General features: G+C 70.9%; 23 protein-coding genes. 3 read left to right on the forward strand and 20 right to left on the reverse strand.

The genetic code is table 11. The features are described from left to right. Positions 1–66 precede the first annotated feature (66 nt). Positions 67–1,170 carry an AraC family transcriptional regulator ligand-binding domain-containing protein gene (locus ACFWXQ_RS00985; protein ID WP_383943813.1) on the forward strand — a complete coding sequence of 368 codons (1,104 nt, stop codon included), beginning with the start codon at positions 67–69 and terminating at the stop codon, positions 1,168–1,170. 43 nt (positions 1,171–1,213) lie between these two features. On the opposite strand, the gene ACFWXQ_RS00990 is transcribed toward ACFWXQ_RS00985, so the two are convergent. The 3 genes from ACFWXQ_RS00990 to ACFWXQ_RS01000 are packed head-to-tail and all read right to left on the reverse strand — an operon-like array spanning position 1,214 to position 4,853. After that, entirely contained in the window at positions 1,214–2,656 is a 1,443-nt protein-coding gene (locus tag ACFWXQ_RS00990; protein WP_383943810.1) for an aldehyde dehydrogenase family protein, read from the reverse strand. After that, positions 2,632–3,510, reverse strand: a complete 879-nt coding sequence (locus tag ACFWXQ_RS00995; RefSeq protein WP_383943807.1) for an SDR family NAD(P)-dependent oxidoreductase — start codon at positions 3,508–3,510, stop codon at positions 2,632–2,634. The genes ACFWXQ_RS00990 and ACFWXQ_RS00995 overlap by 25 nt, the downstream gene beginning before the upstream one ends. Beyond that, complete coding sequence (locus ACFWXQ_RS01000; RefSeq protein WP_383943804.1) at positions 3,507–4,853, reverse strand: flavin-containing monooxygenase; 1,347 nt, start codon at positions 4,851–4,853, stop codon at positions 3,507–3,509. Before ACFWXQ_RS01000 ends, ACFWXQ_RS00995 begins: the two co-directional genes overlap by 4 nt. A 273-nt stretch (positions 4,854–5,126) precedes the next feature. On the opposite strand from ACFWXQ_RS01000, the gene ACFWXQ_RS01005 reads away from it, so the two are divergent. Further along, positions 5,127–5,930, forward strand: a complete 804-nt coding sequence (locus ACFWXQ_RS01005) for an SDR family NAD(P)-dependent oxidoreductase (RefSeq protein ID WP_383943801.1) — start codon at positions 5,127–5,129, stop codon at positions 5,928–5,930. Positions 5,931–5,946: 16 nt separating this feature from the next. Next, positions 5,947–6,696 carry an SDR family NAD(P)-dependent oxidoreductase gene (locus ACFWXQ_RS01010; RefSeq protein WP_383943798.1) on the forward strand — a complete coding sequence of 250 codons (750 nt, stop codon included), beginning with the start codon at positions 5,947–5,949 and terminating at the stop codon, positions 6,694–6,696. Positions 6,697–6,890: 194 nt separating this feature from the next. Here the strand turns inward: ACFWXQ_RS01010 and ACFWXQ_RS01015 are convergent, their stop codons facing one another. From ACFWXQ_RS01015 to ACFWXQ_RS01095, 17 genes are all read right to left on the reverse strand, one after another. Then, a complete protein-coding gene (locus ACFWXQ_RS01015) occupies positions 6,891–7,949 on the reverse strand; it encodes an MBL fold metallo-hydrolase (protein WP_383943796.1) in 1,059 nt (352 codons plus the stop codon). Next, the gene (locus ACFWXQ_RS01020) at positions 7,946–9,544 is read right to left on the reverse strand and encodes an AMP-binding protein (protein ID WP_383943793.1); all 1,599 of its coding nucleotides are present in this window, start codon (positions 9,542–9,544) and stop codon (positions 7,946–7,948) included. The genes ACFWXQ_RS01015 and ACFWXQ_RS01020 overlap by 4 nt, the downstream gene beginning before the upstream one ends. Positions 9,545–9,687: 143 nt before the next feature. Next, positions 9,688–10,008 carry an EthD family reductase gene (locus ACFWXQ_RS01025; protein WP_383943790.1) on the reverse strand — a complete coding sequence of 107 codons (321 nt, stop codon included), beginning with the start codon at positions 10,006–10,008 and terminating at the stop codon, positions 9,688–9,690. A gap of 73 nt (positions 10,009–10,081) precedes the next feature. Further along, positions 10,082–10,516, reverse strand: coding sequence for a nuclear transport factor 2 family protein (locus ACFWXQ_RS01030; RefSeq protein WP_383943787.1), 435 nt, complete (start codon positions 10,514–10,516; stop codon positions 10,082–10,084). Next, positions 10,513–10,863, reverse strand: coding sequence for a nuclear transport factor 2 family protein (locus ACFWXQ_RS01035; RefSeq protein WP_383943784.1), 351 nt, complete (start codon positions 10,861–10,863; stop codon positions 10,513–10,515). The genes ACFWXQ_RS01030 and ACFWXQ_RS01035 overlap by 4 nt, the downstream gene beginning before the upstream one ends. Before the next feature lie 146 nt (positions 10,864–11,009). Continuing rightward, positions 11,010–11,636, reverse strand: a complete 627-nt coding sequence (locus ACFWXQ_RS01040) for a TetR/AcrR family transcriptional regulator (RefSeq protein WP_383943781.1) — start codon at positions 11,634–11,636, stop codon at positions 11,010–11,012. Positions 11,637–11,823: 187 nt separating this feature from the next. Next, positions 11,824–12,612, reverse strand: a complete 789-nt coding sequence (locus ACFWXQ_RS01045) for an enoyl-CoA hydratase/isomerase family protein (protein WP_383943778.1) — start codon at positions 12,610–12,612, stop codon at positions 11,824–11,826. Beyond that, the gene (locus tag ACFWXQ_RS01050; protein ID WP_383943775.1) at positions 12,609–13,391 is read right to left on the reverse strand and encodes an SDR family NAD(P)-dependent oxidoreductase; all 783 of its coding nucleotides are present in this window, start codon (positions 13,389–13,391) and stop codon (positions 12,609–12,611) included. Before ACFWXQ_RS01050 ends, ACFWXQ_RS01045 begins: the two co-directional genes overlap by 4 nt. Then, positions 13,388–14,164: an SDR family oxidoreductase gene (locus ACFWXQ_RS01055; protein ID WP_383943772.1), complete on the reverse strand. Its 777-nt coding sequence runs from the start codon at positions 14,162–14,164 to the stop codon at positions 13,388–13,390. Before ACFWXQ_RS01055 ends, ACFWXQ_RS01050 begins: the two co-directional genes overlap by 4 nt. Continuing rightward, positions 14,161–15,375 carry an acyl-CoA dehydrogenase family protein gene (locus tag ACFWXQ_RS01060; RefSeq protein ID WP_383943769.1) on the reverse strand — a complete coding sequence of 405 codons (1,215 nt, stop codon included), beginning with the start codon at positions 15,373–15,375 and terminating at the stop codon, positions 14,161–14,163. The genes ACFWXQ_RS01055 and ACFWXQ_RS01060 overlap by 4 nt, the downstream gene beginning before the upstream one ends. A 12-nt stretch (positions 15,376–15,387) precedes the next feature. Continuing rightward, a complete protein-coding gene (locus tag ACFWXQ_RS01065; RefSeq protein ID WP_383943766.1) occupies positions 15,388–16,359 on the reverse strand; it encodes a phosphotransferase family protein in 972 nt (323 codons plus the stop codon). Beyond that, positions 16,356–17,567, reverse strand: coding sequence for an acyl-CoA dehydrogenase family protein (locus ACFWXQ_RS01070; RefSeq protein WP_383943763.1), 1,212 nt, complete (start codon positions 17,565–17,567; stop codon positions 16,356–16,358). Before ACFWXQ_RS01070 ends, ACFWXQ_RS01065 begins: the two co-directional genes overlap by 4 nt. A 77-nt stretch (positions 17,568–17,644) precedes the next feature. Then, entirely contained in the window at positions 17,645–18,793 is a 1,149-nt protein-coding gene (locus tag ACFWXQ_RS01075; RefSeq protein WP_383943760.1) for a thiolase family protein, read from the reverse strand. Beyond that, entirely contained in the window at positions 18,790–19,161 is a 372-nt protein-coding gene (locus tag ACFWXQ_RS01080; protein ID WP_383943757.1) for a Zn-ribbon domain-containing OB-fold protein, read from the reverse strand. The genes ACFWXQ_RS01075 and ACFWXQ_RS01080 overlap by 4 nt, the downstream gene beginning before the upstream one ends. Beyond that, positions 19,146–19,934 carry an enoyl-CoA hydratase/isomerase family protein gene (locus tag ACFWXQ_RS01085; RefSeq protein ID WP_383943754.1) on the reverse strand — a complete coding sequence of 263 codons (789 nt, stop codon included), beginning with the start codon at positions 19,932–19,934 and terminating at the stop codon, positions 19,146–19,148. Before ACFWXQ_RS01085 ends, ACFWXQ_RS01080 begins: the two co-directional genes overlap by 16 nt. Before the next feature lie 79 nt (positions 19,935–20,013). Beyond that, the gene (locus ACFWXQ_RS01090) at positions 20,014–21,165 is read right to left on the reverse strand and encodes an acyl-CoA dehydrogenase family protein (protein WP_383943751.1); all 1,152 of its coding nucleotides are present in this window, start codon (positions 21,163–21,165) and stop codon (positions 20,014–20,016) included. Between the two features lie 121 nt (positions 21,166–21,286). Next, positions 21,287–22,087 carry an SDR family NAD(P)-dependent oxidoreductase gene (locus ACFWXQ_RS01095; protein WP_383943748.1) on the reverse strand — a complete coding sequence of 267 codons (801 nt, stop codon included), beginning with the start codon at positions 22,085–22,087 and terminating at the stop codon, positions 21,287–21,289. Positions 22,088–22,094 lie beyond the last annotated feature (7 nt).

The raw sequence follows: 22,094 nt of genomic DNA on the forward strand, positions 1-22,094 counted from the left end.
GCGCCCAGGCAAGCGGTGGGTGCACTCGGGCAGAACACGGGTGTGCCCAGGCAGGAGGTGAGCGCGATGCCCGTTGCCGACGTACCGGCGGCCTCCGCGGGAACCAGCCGCAGCACATCGGCCACGATCCAGCCGAACATCCTGCGCTATCTCACCTCGGTCGCCTTCGAGCGCGGTGTCGACCTGCGGCCGCATCTGGAGCAGGTCGGTCTGGACGAGACCCTGATGCGCTCGGCGGCCCTCAGGGTCTCCTACCGTCAGGGCAGCGCGGTGATCCGGCGAGCCCTGGAGCTCACCGGTGACGCGCACCTGGGCATGAAGGTGGGCGCGGCGCAGCATCTGACCGCCTGGGGGCTGCTCGGTTTCGCGCTCATGGCCGCGGAGGACTTGCGGCAGGCCGCCGAAACCGGGGTGACGTACCAGAACCTGTCCGGGGCGATGGTGGTGTGGTCGGCCGGCGAGGAGGACGGCGGCTTCGCCATCCGTGCCGACCTGCCCGATCCCGCCATGGACCCGGGTGTCGCCGTCTTTCTGATCGAGGAGGCGCTGACCTCCGCGGTCACACTGGCCCGGTTGACGGTCGGCCCCGAATTCGCCCCGCGCATCGCGGAGTTCGCGTTCCCGGCACCGGCACCGGCACCGGCACCGGCACCGGCCCACAGTGACCCGTACGGTGCCTTCTTCGGCTGTCCGGTCCGCTTCGGTGTGCCGGTCAGCCGTGTCGTCATCGACCCCGGCTGGGCCCGGGCGCCGATGCCGGGCCGGGATCCGGTGACGTTCGCGTCGGCGTTGGAGACGCTCGACGAGCAGATGACCTCGCGTCGGCACCACCAGGAGCTGCTGGAGGTCATGGAGATCTCCATCGCGCAGAGCCTCCCGGTGGTGCCGTCGTTCGCCGAGCAGGCGCGTCGGCACACGGCCAGCGAGCGCACGCTCCGGCGCCGGCTGGCCGACTGCGGCACCACGTACGAGGCTCTCGTCGACGGGGTGCGCAGGGAGCGCGTCGAACAGTTGCTGCGGCGCCCGGAACTGACCCTGCGTGACATCGCCCATCAGGCCGGTTTCTCCGACGAGCGGACCCTGCGCCGAGCGGTGCGCCGCTGGCACGGCACCTCTTCGCGGCGGTTTCGGGAGGAAGTGCTGGGCGCCGAGGGGCCGGCCCGGGGCTGACGCCGGCAGGGGGCACCTCGAACGCGCCCTGCTCAGTGGTCGGTCAGCGGCTTCGGATCCAGATCGTCTTCTCCCTGGTCCACTGTTCGAAGGCGTTCGTGGACTTCTCCGCGCCGCCGAAGCCGGACTCCTTCCAGCCGCCGAAGGGGGTCGTGATGTCGCCTTCGCTGTAGGAGTTCACCGAGACGACCCCGGCCTGGATGCCGCGTGCCAGGCGGAGGGCGGCGTCGAGGTCGCGGGTCCACACGGAGGCCGCGAGCCCGTACGGGGTGGCGTTGGCCAGGGCGATCGCCTCGGTCTCCGAGGTGAAGGTCTGCAGCGTCACGACCGGCCCGAACAGCTCTTTGGTGAGGACGTCGCTGCCCTCGGGGGCGTGGGTGACGACGGTCGGCGGGTAGTAGGCGCCGCGCGGCGGCAGACCGTCGGGCAGTCCCGCGGTGTGAATGTGGGCTCCTTCGGCGCGGGCGGCCTCCACGGCTCCCGCGACCCGGTCGAAGGCGGCGCGGTTCACCAGGGGGCCGATGCGCGTCCGGGGGTCGGCCGGGTCGCCGATGACCAGGTCCCTCGCGGCGACCGTGAACCGGGCCAGGACGTCGTCGGCGATGCTGCGATGGACCAGGATGCGGGAGCCCGCCGTGCAGTTCTGGCCCATCGTCAGGAACGCGGCCTCGATCATGCCGTCGATGAGCTCGTCCCCGTAGACGAGGGCGTCGGACATCAGCACCTGGGGGCTCTTGCCGCCCATCTCCAGCGAGACACGCTTGAAGTTGGTCTCGGCCGCGTCCTTGAGGATCCGCCGCCCGGTGCCGGTGGACCCGGTGAACGACAGCGCTCCCACGAGGGGGCTGCGGGCCAGGGCGGTCCCGGCGACCGGACCGTATCCGGGCAGGACCGTGAGGACGCCGTCCGGAAGACCGGCCTCGGCGGCGAGCCCGGCCAGGTGGAGCGCCGAACGCGGTGTCGCCTCGGCGGGCTTGACCAGCAGGCAGTTTCCCGCCGCCAGCGCGGGCCCGACCTTCCACGCGGTCATGGCCAGCGGGTAGTTCCACGGCAGGATCGCCGCGACCACCCCGATGGGCTCCCGGATCGCCAGGCCCAGGCTGTCGGACCCGGTGGGGGCGACGCGGCCGAAGACCTTGTCGGCCGCCTCAGCGAACCAGCGGATCGACTCGATCGCGCCCGGTACGTCACCCTCCCGGCACTCGGAGATCGGCTTGCCCGCGTCCTCGCTGTCCAGCCGGGCAAGCAGCTCGGCGTCGCGTTCCATCAGAGCGGCCAGCCGCAGCAGCACCGCGCTGCGCTCACGAACCGGCAGCCGCGACCACACTCCCGAGTCGAAGACCCGCCGGGCTCGCTCCGCGGCCTTGGCCACGTCCTCCGCCGTCGCGGCAGGGAGCGTGGTGTTCAGCTCCCCCGTCGTGGGGTTGAGAACGCGCAGTACGGACCGGCTCTCCACTGTGGTCATGCCTCCTCCACCAGTTCCCATCGGTCGTCGACCCGGCACGCAAGACCCCTGCGGCGCAGGTCCTCCAGATAACGGGCCATGCCGCGATCACCTCTCCTGCGGAAGAGCGGGAGGACCCTGGGCAGCAGGTTCGGCGCGAGCATCGCGAAACGGACGAGCCACGACTCACCGGTCCGGGCGTACGCCTCCAGGCGCGGCCTGTCCAGCAGGCCGACCACGGCCGCCACCACGTCGGCGGGCTGCTGCGGCGGGTCCTGGAACTGCATGGAGTTGCCGCCGTCCACGGCCTCCTGGCGCAGCATCCGGGTGTCGGTGGCCGACGGGAGCACCGACCCGGCGAGGATGCCCTTGCTCCGCAGGTCGAGCCCGATGGAGAGCATCGCGCCGCGCAGTCCGAACTTGGAGGCCGTGTAGATGGGGGTCTCGCCCAGCGGGAAGATCCCGCCGAGGGAGACGGTGGTGACCACGCGGGCGTCCCGGGATGCCTGGAGCAGGGGGATCGCGATCCTCGTCGCGATCAGCGGGGAGGTCAGGTTGAGCGTGATCTCCCGCTCGATGCTCTCGACGCTGCGGACGTCGAAGCGTTCGGCGCTGGTCATACCCACGTTGTTGACGAGCACGTCGAGCCGGCCGTACGTGTCGGCGACCAGGTCGAAGAGCCGCTCCACCTGACCGCGGTCCAGGACGTCGCAGCCGATGCCCAGGTGACCGGTGCCGGGCAGTTCGTCGGCGGTCCTCGCGGCGCGGGCGGCGTCGATGTCGACGACCACGCAGCGGGCACCGCCGGAGGCGAAACGGCGGCACATCTCGCTGCCGATACCGCCCGCGCCGCCGGTCACCAGCATGACCTTGTCGGTGAAGTCGAAGCCGCTCACGACACCTTCTCCGCCCGCCGCGGGGACCTCACCGGAGGCGGCTGCCCCTCGGTGCGCCAGCCCATCCTGGCCGCGACCCTGGCGAGGTGCTTCACGATGGTCGCGCTGTCGACGTAGCCGGTGTGGCGGGGAGAGGCGACGAACTTAAGGCCCCCGGTCAGGTCCGGCCGGTCACTGCGGATCATGCCCGCGAAGCGCTCCGCGTTCGGCAGCCCGTGCCGCGTGTCGTGGATGTACCCGGCGATCAACTGCGCCTGGGTGTCGAACAGTTGGTACGCACCGGAGTTGGTCTCGATGAAGCCGACGCCGAACAGCCCCTGGTGCTCGCGGGAGAACGACGACAGGTACAGGTCGGGATGCTGTTCGTCGCCGAAGTACTTCTGCGCGACGGGCACTTTGTGGACGTAGCCGGTGGCCATCAGGACGAGGTCGAAGTCGTCGCTCGTGCCGTCGGTGAAGTACACGGTGCTGCCCTCGGCGCGGGCGATCCCCGGTTTGGCGATGATGTCCCCGTGCTGGAGATGGTGGATCAGCATCGAGTTGACCGCGGGGTGGGTCTCGAACAGCCTGTGGTCCGGCTTCTGCAGGCCCAGGCGCCTCGGGTCGCCGTTGACGATCCGCAGAAGGGCGCCGAAGACCCGCTGCTCCAGCCACATCGGCAGCTTCGGCCCGCCGGCCGCGATGGTGTCCACCGGCCGCCCGAAGAGATGCTTGGGGATGAACCAGTAGCCGCGCCGCATGCTGATCACCGCGTGGTCCGCGCTGCGCGCCGCGTCACAGGCGATGTCGCAGCCGGAGTTGCCCGCGCCCACGACCAGCACCCGCTTCCCGCGCAGTTCCTCCGCGCTGCGGAAGCCGACCGTGTGGCGGACCTCGCCGGTGAAGTCCCCTGGCAGTTCAGGGAGGTTGGGGTGCCACTGGGCGCCCGTGCACACCACGACCTGGCCGTGCACGCTCTGCCGTCCGTCGGTCCGGGTGACGGTCCAGGTCCCGTCCGCGTTCTTCTCGACGCCCTCGACCCCGACGCCGAACTCGATCCGGTCCGTCAGCCCGTAGGCGTCGGCGAACGAGCGCAGGTACGACAGGATCTGGCGGTGCGGGGGATAGTCCGCGAAGTGATCGGGCATCGGCCAGCCGCCGTATCCCGAGAGCGTTTTGCTGGAGATGAAGTGGGCCGACTCGTACATCGGGCTGCCGGGATTGTCGATGTCCCAGATACCGCCGGGCCCGGTGTGCCGCTCCAGGTGCGTGTAGGGCAGGTTCCTCTCGGCCAGGGCCCTCGCGACCGCCAGCCCGGCAGGTCCCGCCCCGATGACACAGGTGTCGTACTGCGTTTTCTCCACGAGCCCGCCTCCTTTCTCCTCGCACTTCGCCGGTGTTGCCGGAAACCTATGCACCGGGCGCTCGGCGCGAACTGGTCTGTGCGGCCACGTAGGGGACCTCGGCGGCCATAGGCATGCCCTCCCGAGGCCCGGCCCCGCCACCGGGCGGCGCCGGGCCGCGTGGAAGGCGTGTTCCGAGCCTTGCCGCCCTCGCGCCCCGGATCTAGACTCGCCATCGAACTGAAGTGGGTTCAGTTACCTGGATCCGGCGGCTCATGGACGGGAGTGAACAGCATGGTGGGTTCCCTCGACGGCAAGACCGCCCTCGTCACCGGGGCGGGCCAGGGCATCGGGCGGGCGATCGCCGTGGAGTTCGCCCGGCAGGGGGCCTCGGCGGTCACCGTCGCCGACCGGAACAGCGAAACCGCCGCCGAGACGGCCGAGTTGGTGCGCGCGGCGGGCGCAAAGGCCGAGTCGATCGTCTGCGATCTGCGGGTGCGCGACGACATCGAGGCGATGGTGGCGCGGTCGGCGGAGCGGTTCGACGGACTCGACGTGCTCGTCAACAACGCCGGGGTGATCGAGACCACGTTCACGTCCGGCCCCGGCCGAAGCGTCGAGACACTCTCCGAGGAGGTGTGGGACGCGGTCTACGAGGTCAACCTCAAGGCCGTGTGGCTCACCACCAAGTACGCGGCGCCCTTCCTGCGCGCTTCCCCGCGCGGCCCGGCGATCGTGAACACCGCCTCCGTGTCCGGTCTCACCGGCTTCCCCAACGCCCCCGCCTACGGCGTCACGAAGGCGGGGGTCATCCATCTGACCAAGGTCACCGCCGTCGATCTCGCCCCCGTGCGCTGCAACTGCTTCTGCCCCGGCGTCATCGACACACCACTCGCGCAGGACTTCTTCGCGTCAGCCGAGGACCGTGACGCGATGGAACGGGAGCTGACCGCACCCCAGTTGGTGGACCGGCTCGGACGGCCGGAGGAGGTGGCCCGCCTCGCCTGCTTCCTGGCGTCCGACGACGCGGCGTTCATCACGGGCTCCTCGTATGTGATCGACGGCGGCGCGCTGGCCTGGCGCGGCGTCAGGGACTGAGCACGTGGGAGACACCATGGAACCGAGACTGGCCGGGAAGGTGGCGCTGGTGACCGGCGCCACCGGAGGAATCGGCGAAGCGGTCGTACGGCGGCTCACGGCCGAGGGCGCGACGGTGGTCGTGACCGACGTCGACACCGACCGCTGCGCGAAACTCGCCGAGGAGGTCGGCGGCGGTGCCCTGGGCCTGGCCCTGGACGTCACCGACGAGTCGGCCTGGGAGGCGGTCGTCACCCGCGCGACCGCCGAGCTGGGCGGTCTGTCCGTGCTGGTCAACAACGCCGGCATCGCCGCGATGGGCACCGTCGAGACGGAGACGCAGGAGACCTGGGACCAGGTCATCGGCGTGACACAGACCGGCGTCTGGCTCGGTATGAAGCACGGCGGCCCGGCCATCGAGCGCTCCGGCGGCGGCTCGATCGTCAACGTCGCGTCGATCTTCGGCACGGTCGGCGGCTTCGGCGCCCAGTTCTCGTATCACGCGGCCAAAGGGGCCGTCCGCCTGATGACCAAGAACGCCGCACTGCACTGGGCGAAGCGCGGCGTACGGGTCAACTCCCTGCACCCAGGCTTCATCGAGACACCCCGCTCCCGCGAACTGTGGCGCGGCACACCGCGGTTGGCCGCCATGCTCGACGGCACCCCGCTCGGCCGCCTCGGCACACCCGAGGAGGTCGCGGCCACCGTCGCGTTCCTCGCCTCCGACGACGCGAGCTTCATGACGGGCTCGGAGCTGTACGTCGACGGGGGCTGGACGGCGCGATGACCGGGACCGGGATCAGCCGGCTCAGCACTGAGGGATCTGGGACTTCCAGGTGCCCGGGCCACCCGCGTCCAGGTACCAGTCGTTGACGTAACCGGCGCCGATTCCGTCATGGTCAACGACCTTGGCATCCAACGGGGAAGGGCACATCCTGTGATGTCTCAGGGTGCGGGTGCGGCCTGTTCGGCGAGGGCCCGCTAGGCAGGGGCGGGGACGACGGCGTACAGGTCGATGTCGTCCTCCTGCGTGCGGCTCGCACGTCCTTCGGCCACCAGGACGTCCAGATGGGCCGCGGTCTCGTTGACGGCGAGCATCTGGTTGAAGGGGCTGAGGTCGGCGAAGGCCACCTTGCGCCGGGTCCAGCCCAACTCCCCCGCCACGGCATGGGCGTTGAGAGTGCGGTCGCCGAGGACCGTGAGAGTCTCGGTGAGCCGGTCGTCGTGGTGGGTCAGCAGTTCGCCGACGCGTGCGTGGACGCTGTCGCCGACCGGGCCGTGCGCGGGCAGCAGCCGAGCGTCGGAGAGTGTGGTCATCAGTCGCAGCGAGGCTAGGTAGTCGCCCAACGGCAGTGTGCCGCCCCCGAGTTCAAAGCCGATGGAGGGGGTGATGTGCGGCAGGACGTGGTCCCCGGAGAACATCAGGCCCCGGGCCCGGTCGAGGTAGACGACGTGTCCGCGGGTGTGGCCGGGTGTGGGAATGACCGTCAACCCAGCTTCTCCGAAGCGGAGTTCCTCGCTCTCCAGCCAGCGGTCCGGCGCCTCCCACACGCTCGGGTCGAAGCCGCCGTGGTCCATCGCGGCGATGCGCTCGGCGAGTTCGTGGGCGCCGGCCCGGCGCAGCGTCCGAAGTGAGCCGACCGGCTGGTCCGTACGCAGTTCCCCGAGCAGTTCCAGCCCGCGGCGCTCGCCGGAGCCGAGGTAGACCCGGGAGCCGAGCAGTCTGCGCAGTTCGACGGCCTGGGTGTAGTGGTCGCGGTGGATGTGGGTGACCAGGACGTGGCTGATCGCGCCGAGGTCGTGGCCGAGCCCGCCCAGCGCGTCCTCAAGTGCCTTGCGGGACTCGGGGATCGACCATCCCCCGTCTATCAGGACCACCCCTTCCGTCAGCCCTTCGAGGGCGTAGACGTTGACGGCCCGCAGCCCGTCGTCCGGCAGCGGAAGCGGGATGCGGTGGACGCCTGGACGTACGGTCTCGGCGCCTGCTTCCGCCCAACTGCCGCGGTCGAAGCGGGTGACACGGGTTGTGGGGGTGGTCATGCATCTCCTTGACGAGGCTGTTCCTGCTCCGACTCCGGCGTCGGCGTCTGTTCCGGCGACGGCTTGGGTGTCGACTCCGGCTCCGGCTCCGGCTGCGCGGAGAGCCGCGCGTGCAGTTCGCGGGCGAGTTCACGGGCTCCCGACCGGTCGAGCTTGCCGACGGTGGTCTGCGGCAACTCGCCCACGGTGAAGGCGAATTCGGGCCACTTGGCCTTGGAAAGGCCGGTTCGGGCGAGGTGCGCGGTGATCTCGTCGAGGCCGAGTGCGTCGGCGCTGTCCTCCGGCACGACGAGGACGGCGGCGCGTTCGCCGAGCAGCGGGTCCGGTACGGGGGCCACGCAGACGCGGGCCACCGACGGGTGCCCGGCGACGGCACGCTCGATCTCGGTGATGTCGAGGTTGCGGCCGCCGCGGATGATGACGTCCTTCTCGCGGCCCATGATGGTGACCGTGCCGTCGTCGCCGGTCATGAGCAGGTCCCCGGTGGGGAAGAAGCCGTCCGGAGTGAGGGCGGGCGGTTCGACCTTGCCGTCGCGGGCGTAGCCGAGGAAGAGGGAGGGCCCGCGGACCTCGGCCCGGCCCGTCCGGCCGGGACCCAGGACCGTTCCGTCGTGGGCAACGGCTCGGAGTTCGGTGCCGGGAAAAGGCCGGCCGTCGCGGTCTAGGCGGAGTTCCTCGGAGTCCTCGGGCCGCGGCGAGGTGTGCCCGAGGCACTCGGACATGCCGAACACCCGCAGGATCCTCGTACCGAGGGAGCGTTCGGCGCGGGCGAGCGCGCCGCGGTCCATGGGACCGCCGCCGACGGTGATCGAACGGACTCCTTCGAGGACGCGCGATCCGGCCGCCGCCGAGCCCATCTGGAGAGCCATCGTCGGCACGCACATGGTCCACCGGACGTCGTGGGCCGCCATCCGCGCCAGTGCCTCCTCGCGGTCCCATCGTCCACTCAGGACGAGCGGTCCGCCGAGCATGAGCGCCATACAGACGCCGAAGCAGTACGCGGCTGTGGAGGAGAGGGGAACGACGGCCGCCACGGCGTCACCGTCGCGCAGCCCGTTGATGTCGGCGGTGCTGGAGCAGGCGTACCGCAGCGCGCTCTCGGACTGGACGACGCCCTTGGGCCGTCCGGTCGAGCCGGAGGTGAGGCCGATGAGGGCGCCGCCGGACCAGCGGGAGACATCGCGCGGGCCGCGGCCGGCAAGGACCGTCCAGCCGTCCAGGGCTTCGGCCGTCCGCGCGCCCGGCAGGCCCTCCCGGCCTTGCCACTCCCGGAGCGCGGCCGGTTCGGCGATCACGACGTCGGGGCGGATGTCCTCCAGGGCGGCGGCGAACTCCGCCCGGGTCGTATGCCGGTTGACCAGGGCCAGGACACCGCCGGTCATCCCCACGGCGAGGGTCGCCGCCACAGTGCGCCAGGTGTTGTCGGCCTGGAGGAGGACCGTGCCGCCGGGTGTTCCGTCAGGTGTCATGGTGTCGGCCAGGTCGGCCGCGTGCGCCAGGAGTTCGCGCGCGCTGTGCGGCCCTGCGTCGTCGACGACGGCCGTGAAGTCGGCCTCCTCGGCCCGCTCCTGGAAAGCTCGTACTGTCTGTCGCATCCGCTTCCTCGCCTCGTCGCGCGAAAGGTGGTGATGTCCGTTCCCGCCGATCGGCCGGCGCGCCCGCCGACGCAGTCGACGCGCTCGGCCAAATCGGCCAACTCGACCCGCCCAGCCACTCAGCCGCTCAGCCGCTCAGCCGCTCAGCCCGCGAGCATGTCCTTCTCGCCGCCCATGATTGCGATCCGGCGGCCCTTCATGTCGCCGACCTGGGCGACGGCCGCAGCCCATTCGGGGCTGTCGAGGGCCTTGCGCAGGTCCTCCGCGGTGTCGAAGCCCAGGATGGAGACGCCGTCCCAGCCCTCGGAGCGCGGTTCGAGTGCCGTGTCGATCTCGGTGTGCCGCCAGGACCTGAGTCCGGGCAGGGTGCGGGTCAGTTCGGCATGGTCGCCGCGCCACCAGTCGATGAACCGCTCATGGGTCCAGTCGGACGGCCGGGCGGCCAGCAAGACGAGGTTGTACATCGTCGCTCCTCAGACTTCTCGAGCTCGGCGGGCTTCTCCAGCTCGGCAGGCTTCTCGGGCTTGTCGTAACCCCTCAGGTGAACAGCACGGAGGGCGAGCGCCCGATGAGCAGCCGCCGTACCCGGCCCGTGTCGGTCAGGCGCGCGGACGCCACGAAGGTCGCCTCCAGTTCGCCGTGCCGCCGCACCTCGCCCAGGAACAGCTCGTCCCGGCCGACGGTGCTCGCGGAGAGCAGGTGGTGGGTGCGGACGCCCACCTCGCGCTGGGCAAGGTAGCCCTCCATCTCGGCCCGGCCGCCGTGGAAGTCGGTCGCGCCGTCGCCGCCGGTGGAGAACAGGATGGAGAACGAGAAGTCGTCGCTGATCAGGTCGAGGATCCGGTCGGCGTCCTCGCTGTCCAGGATCGCGAACCAGGTGGTCAGGAAGGAGGCGCCGGGCCCCGGGGCCGCAGGCTGGGAAGCAGCAATCTGGGCGGCGGCAGCCTGGGAAGCGCTGGACTGTGTGGTCATGGCCGGTCCACCAGGTCGAAGTCGGTGGTGAAGAAGGACTGGTAGCGCGCCATCAGCCCGGCGGGCGAGATCTGCGCGGCGGAGAGGAAGGCGCCGGCGGTCACCCCCTTCTCGACCACGAAGCCGTACACCGTCTCGACGTCGCCGTCGACCGCGTACCGCACGATCTCGTGCGTACGGTCCACCGCGGCGCGCCCTGCGATGTACTCGGCGAAGTCCTCGCGGGACTCCCCGGTCCGCTGCCCTCCGGGAAGTGCGATGAGGAAGCGGAAGTCCGGCTCCAGGAGTTCCAGGGCCTTGTCGGGATCCTGGCCGTCCATGGCGGCCATGTATGCGCGAAGCACCATGCTGATCGTTCTCCTCAGCGTTCCTGTCAGTCTTTCTGTCAGTGTTTCCGCAAGGCCCTAAAACGACCTGAGTTCACTTCAGTTTGAATGTAAGACGAGTGCCCCGCCTCCTGCAAGAGGCGGGACCTGGCCAACAGCCGGGACCGCTATTCGGCGACCATGCGCACCACGCATCCTTCGATCATGTCGCTGATCTCCGGGAGCGGGATGGCTCCGCTCGGGCGGTACCAGCGCCAGACGCTCACGATCATTCCGAGGACGGCGAGCCCGAGGGTGTGCGCGTCCCGGACCGGGAAGGCGCCCTTGGACATGCCGCGCATCAGCAGGTTCGTCCAGTCCCGCTCGACCATCTGCACCAGCTGGCGGGCGGCGACGCGCTCGGTCTCCTCGCGCTTGGACTTCCGCGGGGTGGCGAGCAGGGACATGTTGGCCTGCAGGATGCGCATCTGGCGGATCTCCTGCTCAGTGACCGCGAATGCGGTACTGACCCCCGCGCGCAGCTCCTCGACCGGCTCCGACTTCCCGGCCGTGGCCTCGACGAACATGTCGTGGGAGCGCTGCAGCTCCAGGCGCATGATGGTCAGCAGGCAGTGGGCCTTGGACTCGAAGTAGTGGTACAGGGCGGTCTGCCCGATGCCCACCCGGTCGGCGACCTCGGACCACTTCGTGTTCTCGTAGCCGTCCTCCCCGAACCGCTCCACGGCCGCCACGAGAATCGCGGCCCGCTTGGACCTGGGCCCCTCGTCCGGATCCACGATCCGCGCGCTCACCATCGTCTCTCCCTCTTCTCACCACGAGCGGCACCGATCACCGCTCGGGAGTCCGAGAGTAGACCCAAGTTCAAGTCGGTCACGAATGGAAGGCTGGTTGCGGTGGGAAGGCTGGTTGCGGTTGGAAGGCCGGTTGCGAATGGAGAGCGGATTGTGAACGAAAGAGGGGCGACCGGCCCGACCCCGGTGCTCATGGGACCGGGGCGTGCGTGAAGTCGGGCCGGCGCTTGGCGAGGAACGCGGCCACGCCCTCCCGCCCCTCGGCGGAGACCGCGGCGGCGGCCAGTTGGCGGGCCTCCGCGTCGAGGTGTTCGCCGAACCCCGCCGACAGCGCCCCGGCGACCAGCCGCCGCGTCGCCCCGTACGCGCCCGTGGCCCCGCGTGCCAGCGCGCCCGCGGCCTCGGCGGCCTCCTCGTACAGCCGCTCCGGCGCGACGACTCTGCTCACCAGGCCCATCTCCAGGGCCTCGGCGGCCGGGATCCGGCGGTTGGTAAGCAGCAGGTCCATCGCCCGCCTCGGTCCGACGAGCCGGGGCAGCGACCAGCTGACCCCGGCGTCCGGTGAGTAGCCGATTCCGGTGTACGCGGCCGTGAAGCCGGCGTCCGAGGCCGCGAAGCACAGGTCGGCGGCCGCGGCGAGCCCCAGCCCGGCCCCCGCCGCACTCCCCTGCACGGCCGTCACCAGGGGCGCGTCAAGACCGGCGAGGATCCGCAGCGCTCCGTGCAGCGCGTCGGTGACCTCGGTGAGGTGTGCGACCAGCCGGTCACCGGAGAGGGCCGCGAACTCCCTCAGGTCGCCTCCGACACAGAAGTGCCGACCCTGCCCGGTGAGCAGCACGGCCCGCGCTCCCGCCCGCTCGCACTCCCGCGCGGCCTCCAGCAGCGCCCCGGCCATCGCCAGGTCGATCGCGTTGCCGTCCCCACGGCACATCTCGACGCGCGCCACCCCGTCACCGTCGACTTCGACCGTCACCCTCATCGCGCCGTCCATCCGCCGTCCACGGTGAGCACCTGTCCGGTGCAGTACGAGGACGCGTCCGAGGCCAGATAGAGCAACGCCCCGTCCAGTTCGCCCTGTTCACCGCCCCGGCCCAGCATCGTGCCGCGCTCGACCCACCGCCGGGACCGCTCGTCCGCGAACAACTCGTGGGTCATCTCGGTGCGGAACCAGCCGGGCGCCAGAGCATTGACGCGAATCCCCGACTGCCCCCACTGACCGGCCAATTCGCGGGTCAGCCCGACGAGTCCGGCCTTCGAGGCGGCGTAGGCGGCACCGCCCATCGGGGCACCGGAGACCAGCCCGAGGACGGACGAGACGTTCACGATGGATCGCGTACGACCGGAGGAGGGTGCCTCGGCCAGCAGTCGGGCGAGGTGGAAGGCGGCCACGAGGTTCACGGCCAGTACGTCCGCGAAGTCGTCGGCGCTCTCGTCCTCTGCCCGTACCGCTCCGGGCGCCCCCGCGTTGTTGACGAGGATGTCGAAGCGTCCAACGGCCGCCAGCACGGTCTCGGCCAGTCGCACGCGGTCCGGCTCCCGGGAGACGTCGCAGACGACGGGGTGGATGCGCGGATCGTCGTCGGCCAGTTCCTTCAGCCGGTCGGGTCTGCGGGCCGCGGCGAACACCGTGGCGCCGGCGGCGGCCAGGACGGTCGCGAACCGGGCCCCGAGCCCCGAGGAGGCCCCGGTGACGACAGCCGTCCGGCCGTGCAGCGAGAAGAGTTCCGTGTCCCGGTTGGTCGGGGAGGCCGTCGTCATGCGTCCACCCCGATCGGCAGCACGGTCGCCCCGCCGTCCAGGACGAGTGTCTGGCCGGTCATCCACGCCGACGCCTCGGAGGCGAGGAAAACCGCGGCGTTCGCCACGTCCTCCACCGTCCCCAGCCTGCGCAGCGGCAGTTTCGCGGTGAGGATCGGCTCCCTCGGTTCCCAGACGGCCCTCGCCAGCTCGGTCTTGATCAGCCCGGGCGCGATCGCGTTCACCCGCGCCCGCGGCCCGAGTTCGTACGCCAGCTGCCGGGTCATGTGGAGCATCGCCGCCTTGGTGGCGTTGTACCAGCCGATGTGCGGATCGACGATCAGCCCGCCGACGGAGGCGATGTTGACCACCGCTCCCCCGTGCTCCGCCATCCACGCCCGCCAGGCGCACCGGGTCCAGGCGATCATGCCGTACTGATTGACCCGTACGGTCTTCTCCGCGCGCGGGAGGTCGAGGTCGAGCAGATCGCCCATGTACGGGTTGGTGGCCGCGTTGTTGACCAGGATGTCGAGGCGACCGAACCGTGCCATGGTCTCCTCGGCACAGCGCTCGGCGTCGTCCGTTTCCCCGGCGTTGGCGACCACCTCGTGCACCTCGCCGTCGCCCTTGACCCGGAGCAACTCCTCGCGTGCGACGGCGAGTCCGTCCGGTTTGCGGGCGGCGATCACCACATGGGCCCCCGCCTCCCGGTACGCCTTGGCGATGCCCAGGCCGATGCCCCGGGAACCACCGGTGATCACGGCGACGCGGCCGTCCAGTGTGTGTCCGCTCATGCCGACTCCTCGCGGTACTTGGTCAGTTCACGGCGTGCCACGGTCCGCAGATGCACCTCGTCGGGCCCGTCGGCGATCTTCAGCGCCCGGGTGATGGCGAACAGCCGCGCCAGTACGGTGTCGTCGCTGACCCCCGCTGCCCCGTGTGCCTGGACCGCCCGGTCGACCACCCGATGGGCGACCTCCAGCGCGGCCACCTTGATGGCGGCGACCTCGGTACGGGCGGCCGCGTTGCCGGACGTGTCCATGAGCCAGGCGGACTTGAGGACCAGCAGCCGCAGTTGCTCGATCTCGATCCGGCTGCGGGCGATCCACTCGCGGACGACACCCTGTTCGGCGAGAGCGCCACCGAAGGCCGTACGGGTCAGGGTCCGGCGGCACATCAACTCCAGGGCCCGCTCGGCGAATCCGACGGCGCGCATGGCGTAGTGCATGCGTCCGGGCCCCAACCGGCCCTGGGCGAGGGCGAACCCCTCTCCCTCACCGCCCAACAGGCAGGACACGGGCACCCGTACGTCCTCGAAGAGGACATCGCCGTGGCCGCAGCGGTCGGTGTAGCCGAACATCGGCAGATCGCGCAGGACGGTGATGCCGGGAGTCTCGCGCGGGATCAGCAGCATGCTCTGCTGCCGGTACGTGGGCGCGTCCGGGTCGGTCACGCCCATGAGGATGATCAGCCGGCAGTCCGGGTCGAGGATCCCGGACGTGTACCACTTGTGGCCGTTGACGACGTACTCATCGCCGTCGCGGGTGATCCGGGTGCGGATGTTGCGTGCGTCGGAGCTGGCGACCTCCGGCTCGGTCATGGCGAAGCACGACCGGATCTCGGCCGCGAGCAACGGCCGCAGCCAGCGGTCCTGTTGCTCCGGTGTGCCGAACAGGGCGAGCAGTTCCATGTTGCCGGTGTCCGGGGCCGAGCAGTTGAACACCTCGGGGCCGATGACCGACCGTCCGGCCAGCTCGGCGAGCGGCGCGTATTCGAGGTTCGTCAGGCCGGCGCCCCAGTCACCGTGTGCGAGGAAGAGGTTCCACAGCCCCTCGGCGCGCGCCTTCTCCTTCAACTCGCACATGATCGGGGGCAGTTCATGGGGATTGCCCGCCTGGGCCAGCTGCCGGTCGTACACGGGCTCGGCGGGAAGGACGTACTCGTCCATGAACGCGGCCATGCGCGAGCGGAGTTCGTCGGTCCTCGGGGAGAGTCCGAAATCCATGGTGGTACTCCTTCAAGACCGTTGCGCGAGGATGTCGAGCGCGGTGCGGATCATCGCCGCGATGGTCGGCGGCAACCGCTCCTGGTCGGGGTCGTGGTGCTTGCCTTCGCGGTGCCTGCGCAGGTTGTGGCCCATGATCGCGGCCATCTTGGTGCGGGCCAGGGCACGGAACCAGGCGAGGTCGGGGAGTTCGCTGCGGCCGCCCGCGTAGGCGGCGAGCAGCTCCTCCTCGGTGGGCAGGCCAGGGACCGGTCGGCCCAGCCGAGGGAAGTTCCGGTGGTCGGCGAAGAGAAGGAACCAGCCGAGGTCGATGCGAGGGTCTCCGAGACCCCAGATCTCCCAGTCGACGACGGCCGCGGGCCGCTCGCCCCGGCACAGCACGTTGCCGAGCCGGAAGTCGCCGTGGGTCAGGGTGGGTGGCATGCCGTCCGGGACCATGGAGGCGAGGCGGCTCAGCAACTCCTCCGCACCTGGCCGGAGTTTCTCCGGCACGGCCCGCATGGTGCGTCCCCATCGCTCCAACTCGCCTGCCGGGTCGAGAAGTTCCGAGGTCACCTCGGTCTTCGTACCGTGCAGCTCCCTCAGGACTCCGGCCAGGGCCAGCATCCGTGTCCGGCACAGGCCCGGGTCAAGCCGGTGCTCGTCCAGGACCGGCTCGACGGCCTCGCCCTCCACGAACTCCATGGCGAACCAGGCCGGTTCCCGCTCGTCGACGGCGACCACGGCCGGTACCGGGACCAGTGATCCGGTGAGGGCGCGCAGCACCCTGGCCTGACGGAGTACGTCGTTGCGACCGACGGGCCGCTGCCCCGGCGGTACCGCCTTCACGACGTACGAGTCCGATCCCGCCGCTATCGAGTAGGTGAGCCCCGAGTGGCCGCCGGGCAGGGTGCGCAACTCGCCGAAGGGCACGTCCGGATGCCGGGCGGCGAGCCGCTCGCGCACTCGTCCGGCGAGTGCCGTCACGTCGGTCGCTGTACTCAACTCCCCGCCCCTTTCGGCTCCTTGGGCAGTCCGAGCACCCGCTCGGCCAGGATGGTGCGCTGGATCTCGTCGCTGCCGCCGGCGATGCGATATCCCGGGGCGCCGAGCAGGTGCTCGGTCCAGGCGAACGTGCCCCACTCCCCCGTGTCGGCGGCCAGCCGCGGCCCGAGCAGCTGCTGTACGAGGTCGGTGGTGGCCCGCATGGTCGCGGTGGCGTGGAGCTTGCCGACGGAGGCCTCCGCGCCCGGTTCGCGGCCGGCGGCCACGGCTGCCGTGACACGCAGTCCGATGAGTCGCTGAACGAGGGTGCGGACGAACAGGTCGGCCGCCTGCTGCCGTTCACCACCGGTGAGCGGGCGGGGCAGTCTGCGGGCGAGGTGGAGGGCACGGTCGGCGTTGTCCAGTCCGAGGCCTCCGGAGTCCAGCCGCTCGGCCGCGAGCACGGTGAGCGTCACCCGCCAGCCCTGCCCGACCGGGCCGAGCCGGTCGGCGTCCGGTACGAACACGTCGTCGAGATAGACCTCGTTGAAGCTGGAGCCGCCGGTCATCTGCCGGATGGGCCGCACGGTCACGCCGGGCGCGTCCATCCGGACCAGGAAGACCGTGATGCCCGCATGCTTGGGCACGTCCGGGTCGGTGCGGCAGACGGCGACGCCCCAGGTGGCCACGCGGGCGCCGGACGTCCAGACCTTGTGGCCGCGCAGCAGCCAGCCGTCCCCTTCTCTTACCGCTCGCGTGCGGACGGCGGCGAGGTCGGAACCTGCCTCCGTCTCGGAGAAGAGCTGGCAGGCGAGTTCGTCCGTGCGGAGCATGGGGCGCAGCCAGCGAGCCTTCTGTTCGTCGGTGCCCCAGATGCGGATCGCGGGGGCGACGAGCTGCTGGGTGACCGGGAAGACCTCGGTGCGCCGGGGCACATCGAAGGCGGCCTCCTCGGTCCGGTACAACTGCTCGTAGTACGAGGGCAGTTCGCGTCCCCCGTACTCCGGCGGCCAGTCGAGCGCGCCCCACCCCCGGTCGTACCGGGTGCGCTCCCAGTCCCGTATCCGCTCGGTGTGTGCGCGTTCCTCGGTCTCGGTCCAGTTCTCGAAGACGGCCACCGAGTCGTCGCCGATGCCCCAGTCCTGGCGTGCGGCGCGTGTCTCCGCCGTGCCGGCCAGCCAGCGCCGGGCCTCGGCACGGAACTCCTCGGGTTCGGGGATCTCGCTCATGGTCCTCCCTTCGACGATCGGGTCGGTGAGTCGGGTCGGTCGGTCGGGTCGGTCAGCCGGAGCACCAGGTCCCGGGGTCAACGGGTCAGCACGGTGCAGGCGCTGACGCCCGGTGCCCCGTAGACGTGTGTGAAGCCGGTCGACGGCTCCCCCGGCACCTGCCGCTCGCCCGCCCGGCCCCGCAACTGCTGGACGATCTCGTGGACTTGGCGGAGGCCGGAGGCACCGATGGGCTCGCCGTTGGCGATACAGCCGCCGTCGGTGTTGACCGGCAGCGCGCCGCCGATCGCGGTCGCGCCGGAGGGGATCAGCCGCTCCTGCTCGCCGTGTTCGCAGAACCCGCACTCGGCCATGTGCATCACCTCGGCACCGCTCTCGGTGTCCTGGAGCTGGCACACGTCGATGTCGCCCGGGCCCAGCCCCGCCTCCTCGAAGGCCAGTCGGGCCGCGTCCGCGCTCACGCTGGTCGGCGTCCCGGGCGGCGCCCAGGGGCTGAACACCTCGAAGGAGCCGAACCGCCGGGTCCGTACGACCGCCGCCCGCAGTGCGACCGGGGTGCCGTCCAGTTCGTCGGCGACCGCGCGGTTGCACAGGATCAGGGCGACCGCGCCCTGTCCGGGTGAGCAGAACATGTACCGGGTCAGCGGGTCGTTGACCATGCCGGACGCCAGGATCTCGTCCGCGTCGACCGGCTTGCGGCGCCAGGCGTGGGGGTTGCGGACCCCGTTGGCGTACGCCTTCTCGGCGACCAGTGCGAGAGTGCGGGCGCTGATGCCGTGGTCGTGCATGTACCGCTGGATCTTCATGGCGAAGAACTGGGTGGTGACCATGAGCCCGTCGCGCCCGTAGGCCTCGTCGAGCCCCCAGTCGGCGGCCCGCGGGTCGAAGGCGCCGCGCGGGTGTTTGTCGAAGCCGACGGCGAGGGCGACGTCCGCCGCGCCGGAGCGGATCGCGCCCACGGCCGACACGAGGGCACTGCCACCCGTGGCACAGCCGTTGCGCACATTGATGAACGGCACGCCGGTCAGGCCGAGTTCGCTGACAAGTGTGTCGGCGTTGCCCGCCGCGTCGCTGCCGCCGAAGGCCGCCCGCACCCGGGACCAGGGCAGCCCGGCGTCGGCCAGCGCGGATCGGACGGCCCGTACGGCGAGTTGCCTGCCGTCGTCCTCCGTACGGGCGAAGGAGGTGATTCCGGCGCCGCAGACCAGCACCTCTTCGGCGCTCACGCGGTGACTCCCACGGCCCTGGGCACGCCGTCCCCCGCCGCGAGGCTCAGCGGCATGCCGATCCTCGCGTCCTCGGGCCGGATGTCGAGCACCGCCAACACCCGTACGCCCTCCGGCAGTTCGATATAGCCCACGGCGAACGGCTCGAATCCGGCGGTGGGGACGGCGTACGGCGGCGACTTGGGCGCGTACCGCTGTACGGTCCACGTCCACAGCGTGCCCGTACCGGAGAGAACGACCTCCTCGGCCGGTCCCCCGCAGCGCGGGCACGCCGGGTCGGCGGGGTGGACGGCCACCGCGCAGCCGGCGCACCGGGAGCCGCGGAGCCGGCTCCCGGGGTCCGCCGTGGTGCTCAGCGTCCCTTCCACTGCGGTTCCCGCTTCTCCAGGAAGGCCGCCACACCCTCCGCCGCGTCCTCGGAGTTGAGCATCACGCCGACCGCGAGGTGCTCCATGACCATCAGCGACTGGATGTCGGCGTCGAGGCTGCGGTCGATGGTCATCTTGGTGATCCACATGGTGAACGGGCTCTTGTCGACCAGCTGGTCGGAGAACTCCTCGACCGTGGCGTCCAGCTTGTCCGCCGGCGCGGAGGAGTTGATGAGCCCGAACTCCGCGGCCTCGACCCCGGTGAGCAGCTTGCCGGTGAGCATCAGCTCCTTGGTCTTGCGGATGCCGATCATGCGCGGCACCCGGTAGATGGGTCCGGCCCCGCCGAACAGGGCGCGGCGGATGTGGAAGTCGCCGATCAGGGCGTCGTCCGCCGCGATCGCGAAGTCGCAGGAAATCATCAACTCGAAGCCGCCCGCGGTGACATGACCTTCGAGGACGGCGATGGACGGCGTCTTCATCGAGTAGAGCCGGTCGCAGATCTTCGCCGACAGCACGGCGACGTCGATGGCGGTGGAGCTGCCGATGAAGTCGGCCTTGAGGCTGTCCAGGTCGAACCCGGAGCAGAAGGTGTTGCCCCGCCCGCGCAGCACCAGCACGCGCAGCTCGGGGTCGGCGTCGACCTCGGTGATGATCTCGTCGAGCCGGTTGAGGATCGGCACGGTCACGCAGTTCTTCTTGTGCGGCCGGTTCAGCCAGACCCGCGCGACGTGACCGTCCCGCTCGAACTGGATCTCGTCTTCGACTACCATGAGCTCCTCCAAACTGAACTGAATTCAGTACGATTCTGCGGGCAGTGGATGCCCCTGTCAATGGATCGTGAGCCGCCACTCAGCCCGAAGTGCCGACGAGGCCGAGCAGTTCGGCCAATCGCAGCCGGTGGTCGTCGGCCGTGCCGAACAGCGCCTCGTCGGCCCGCGCCCGGCGGACGTACAGATGGGCAGGGTGCTCCCAGGTGAAGCCGATACCGCCGTGGAGCTGCACGTATTCGGTCGTGGCGAGGCGGTACGCACCGGTGCACGCCACCGCCGCGGCACTCGCGGCGACGGGCAACTCAGGAGTCCACTCCGCCAGGCAGGCGCCCGCGTACGCCGACGCCGACCGCGCCCCTTCCACATCGACCAGCAGATCGGCCAGTCGATGCTTGACCGCCTGGAACGAACCTATTGGACGACCGAATTGAGTTCGTTGCGAGACGTACTCCAGAGTGGCGTCCAGGGCATGCGCACTGCCGCCGACATGCTCGGCGGCGAGCGCCACCCGACCGGCATCGAGGACGGCGTCGACGATTCCGGGCGCCTGGCCGGGCTCGCCGACCGGTTCGGCCGGCGTTCCCCGGAAGCGGACGAGCGCCTGACGGCGGGTGGGATCGAGGACGCGGCGGGCCGTCCGATCGCAGGTCGAGCCGTGCGTCCCGTGCGGTGGCGCCGGTTCACAGGCGAACAGCCGCTCCCCGTCCGGCGCCCGGGCCACCACCAGCAGCAGATCGGCGCCCTCGCCGTCGGGCACGAAGTCGGCCTCCCCACGCAGCACCCAGCCGTCGGGCCCGCGCTCGGCCGTCACCTCGGCGGCCTGTACGAACCCGGCGACCGTGGCCGTGACCGCGCCGGAGGCGATCCCGGGCAACCAGCGCTCGCAGGCCCGCCGATCACCGCTGCCGAGCAGGGCATGCCCCGCGAGCACGACGGTCGGCAGCAGCGGCGCGGGACACAGCACACGCCCGGCCTCCTCCAGAGCCACGGCGAGTTCGGCGAAGGTGTACCCCCCACCGCCGTACTCCTCCGGCAGAGCAAGCCCATGCACCCCGATCTCCCCGGCGAGCCGAGCCCAGAGCGCCTGGTCGTACCCGCGCGGACCTTCCACCTGCTTGCGTACCTCTTCGGCCCCACAGGTCTCGGCGAACAAGTCCCGCAGAACCGCCCGCAGTTGACCCCGCTCCTCGCTCTCCAGCAAAACCGCCGGATCCACATCGACCCGATTCACAAGGACCTCCCTAGACCAAACAACTCCGGTTCCATGGGCGCCCCTCCAGGGGCGCGGGGAACTGCGCGACCAGCCACGACGCACCCGCAGCGATCATCCGATCCACACCCCCACGAACCCCTCACACCGTGAATCGCCCCCCATTGGCAAGCACCACCGCCCCAACGAGATTCACCGCCTCATCACTCGCCAGAAACAACGCGACATCGGCGATCTCGCCCGCCGTCGCGTAGGGCCGAACCCGAGGATCGGCCAGATCCTGCCGCAACGCGGCGGGCGTCCGCGCCGCCATCCCCGTGTCGGTGGGCCCCGGCGCCACCGTGTTCACGCGGACGCCGAACGCGATCGCCTCCTTGGCGACGGCCTGGCTCAACGCGTGCGCACCGGCCTTCGAGGCCGCGTAGTGCGGGTAGCCGGCCGGAGCGTCGAAGGCCGAGGAGGAGCCGACGGTGACGATCGCACCGGACCGGTGGGGCGCCATGACCCGCAGCGCGGCCCGCAGGACATGGAAGGTGCCGTCCAGATTGACCCGCATGACCCGCCGCCACGCGGCCCCGTCGAGCCGGGTGACGACGTCGGGCGGGCGTCCGTCGAGCAGCGCGTCGGCGATCCACTGCTTCGCCTCCGGGTCGTCGACTCCGGCCGCGTGCACCACTACGTCCAGGCGCCCGCGCTCCCGTACGACCTCTTCGACCACCCGGTCGACCTGGGCGGCGTCCGAGACGTCCACGGTCACGGGGCTCGCGCCGGGCAGCTCCTTGGCGACCGCCTCGGCCGCGGAGCCGTCGACGTCCGAGGCGAAGACCACTGCTCCTTGCGCCGCGAGTCGCCGGGCGACCGCCGCGCCGATGCCGGATCCGGCTCCCGTGACCAGCGCGGCTCTGCCCGTGAAGCGTCCGAGTCGCGTGTCTTCGTCGTCCATCGGATTG

This window comes from Streptomyces sp. NPDC058697 (assembly GCF_042715345.1).
In the GTDB taxonomy this organism is placed as follows: domain Bacteria; phylum Actinomycetota; class Actinomycetes; order Streptomycetales; family Streptomycetaceae; genus Streptomyces; species Streptomyces liliifuscus.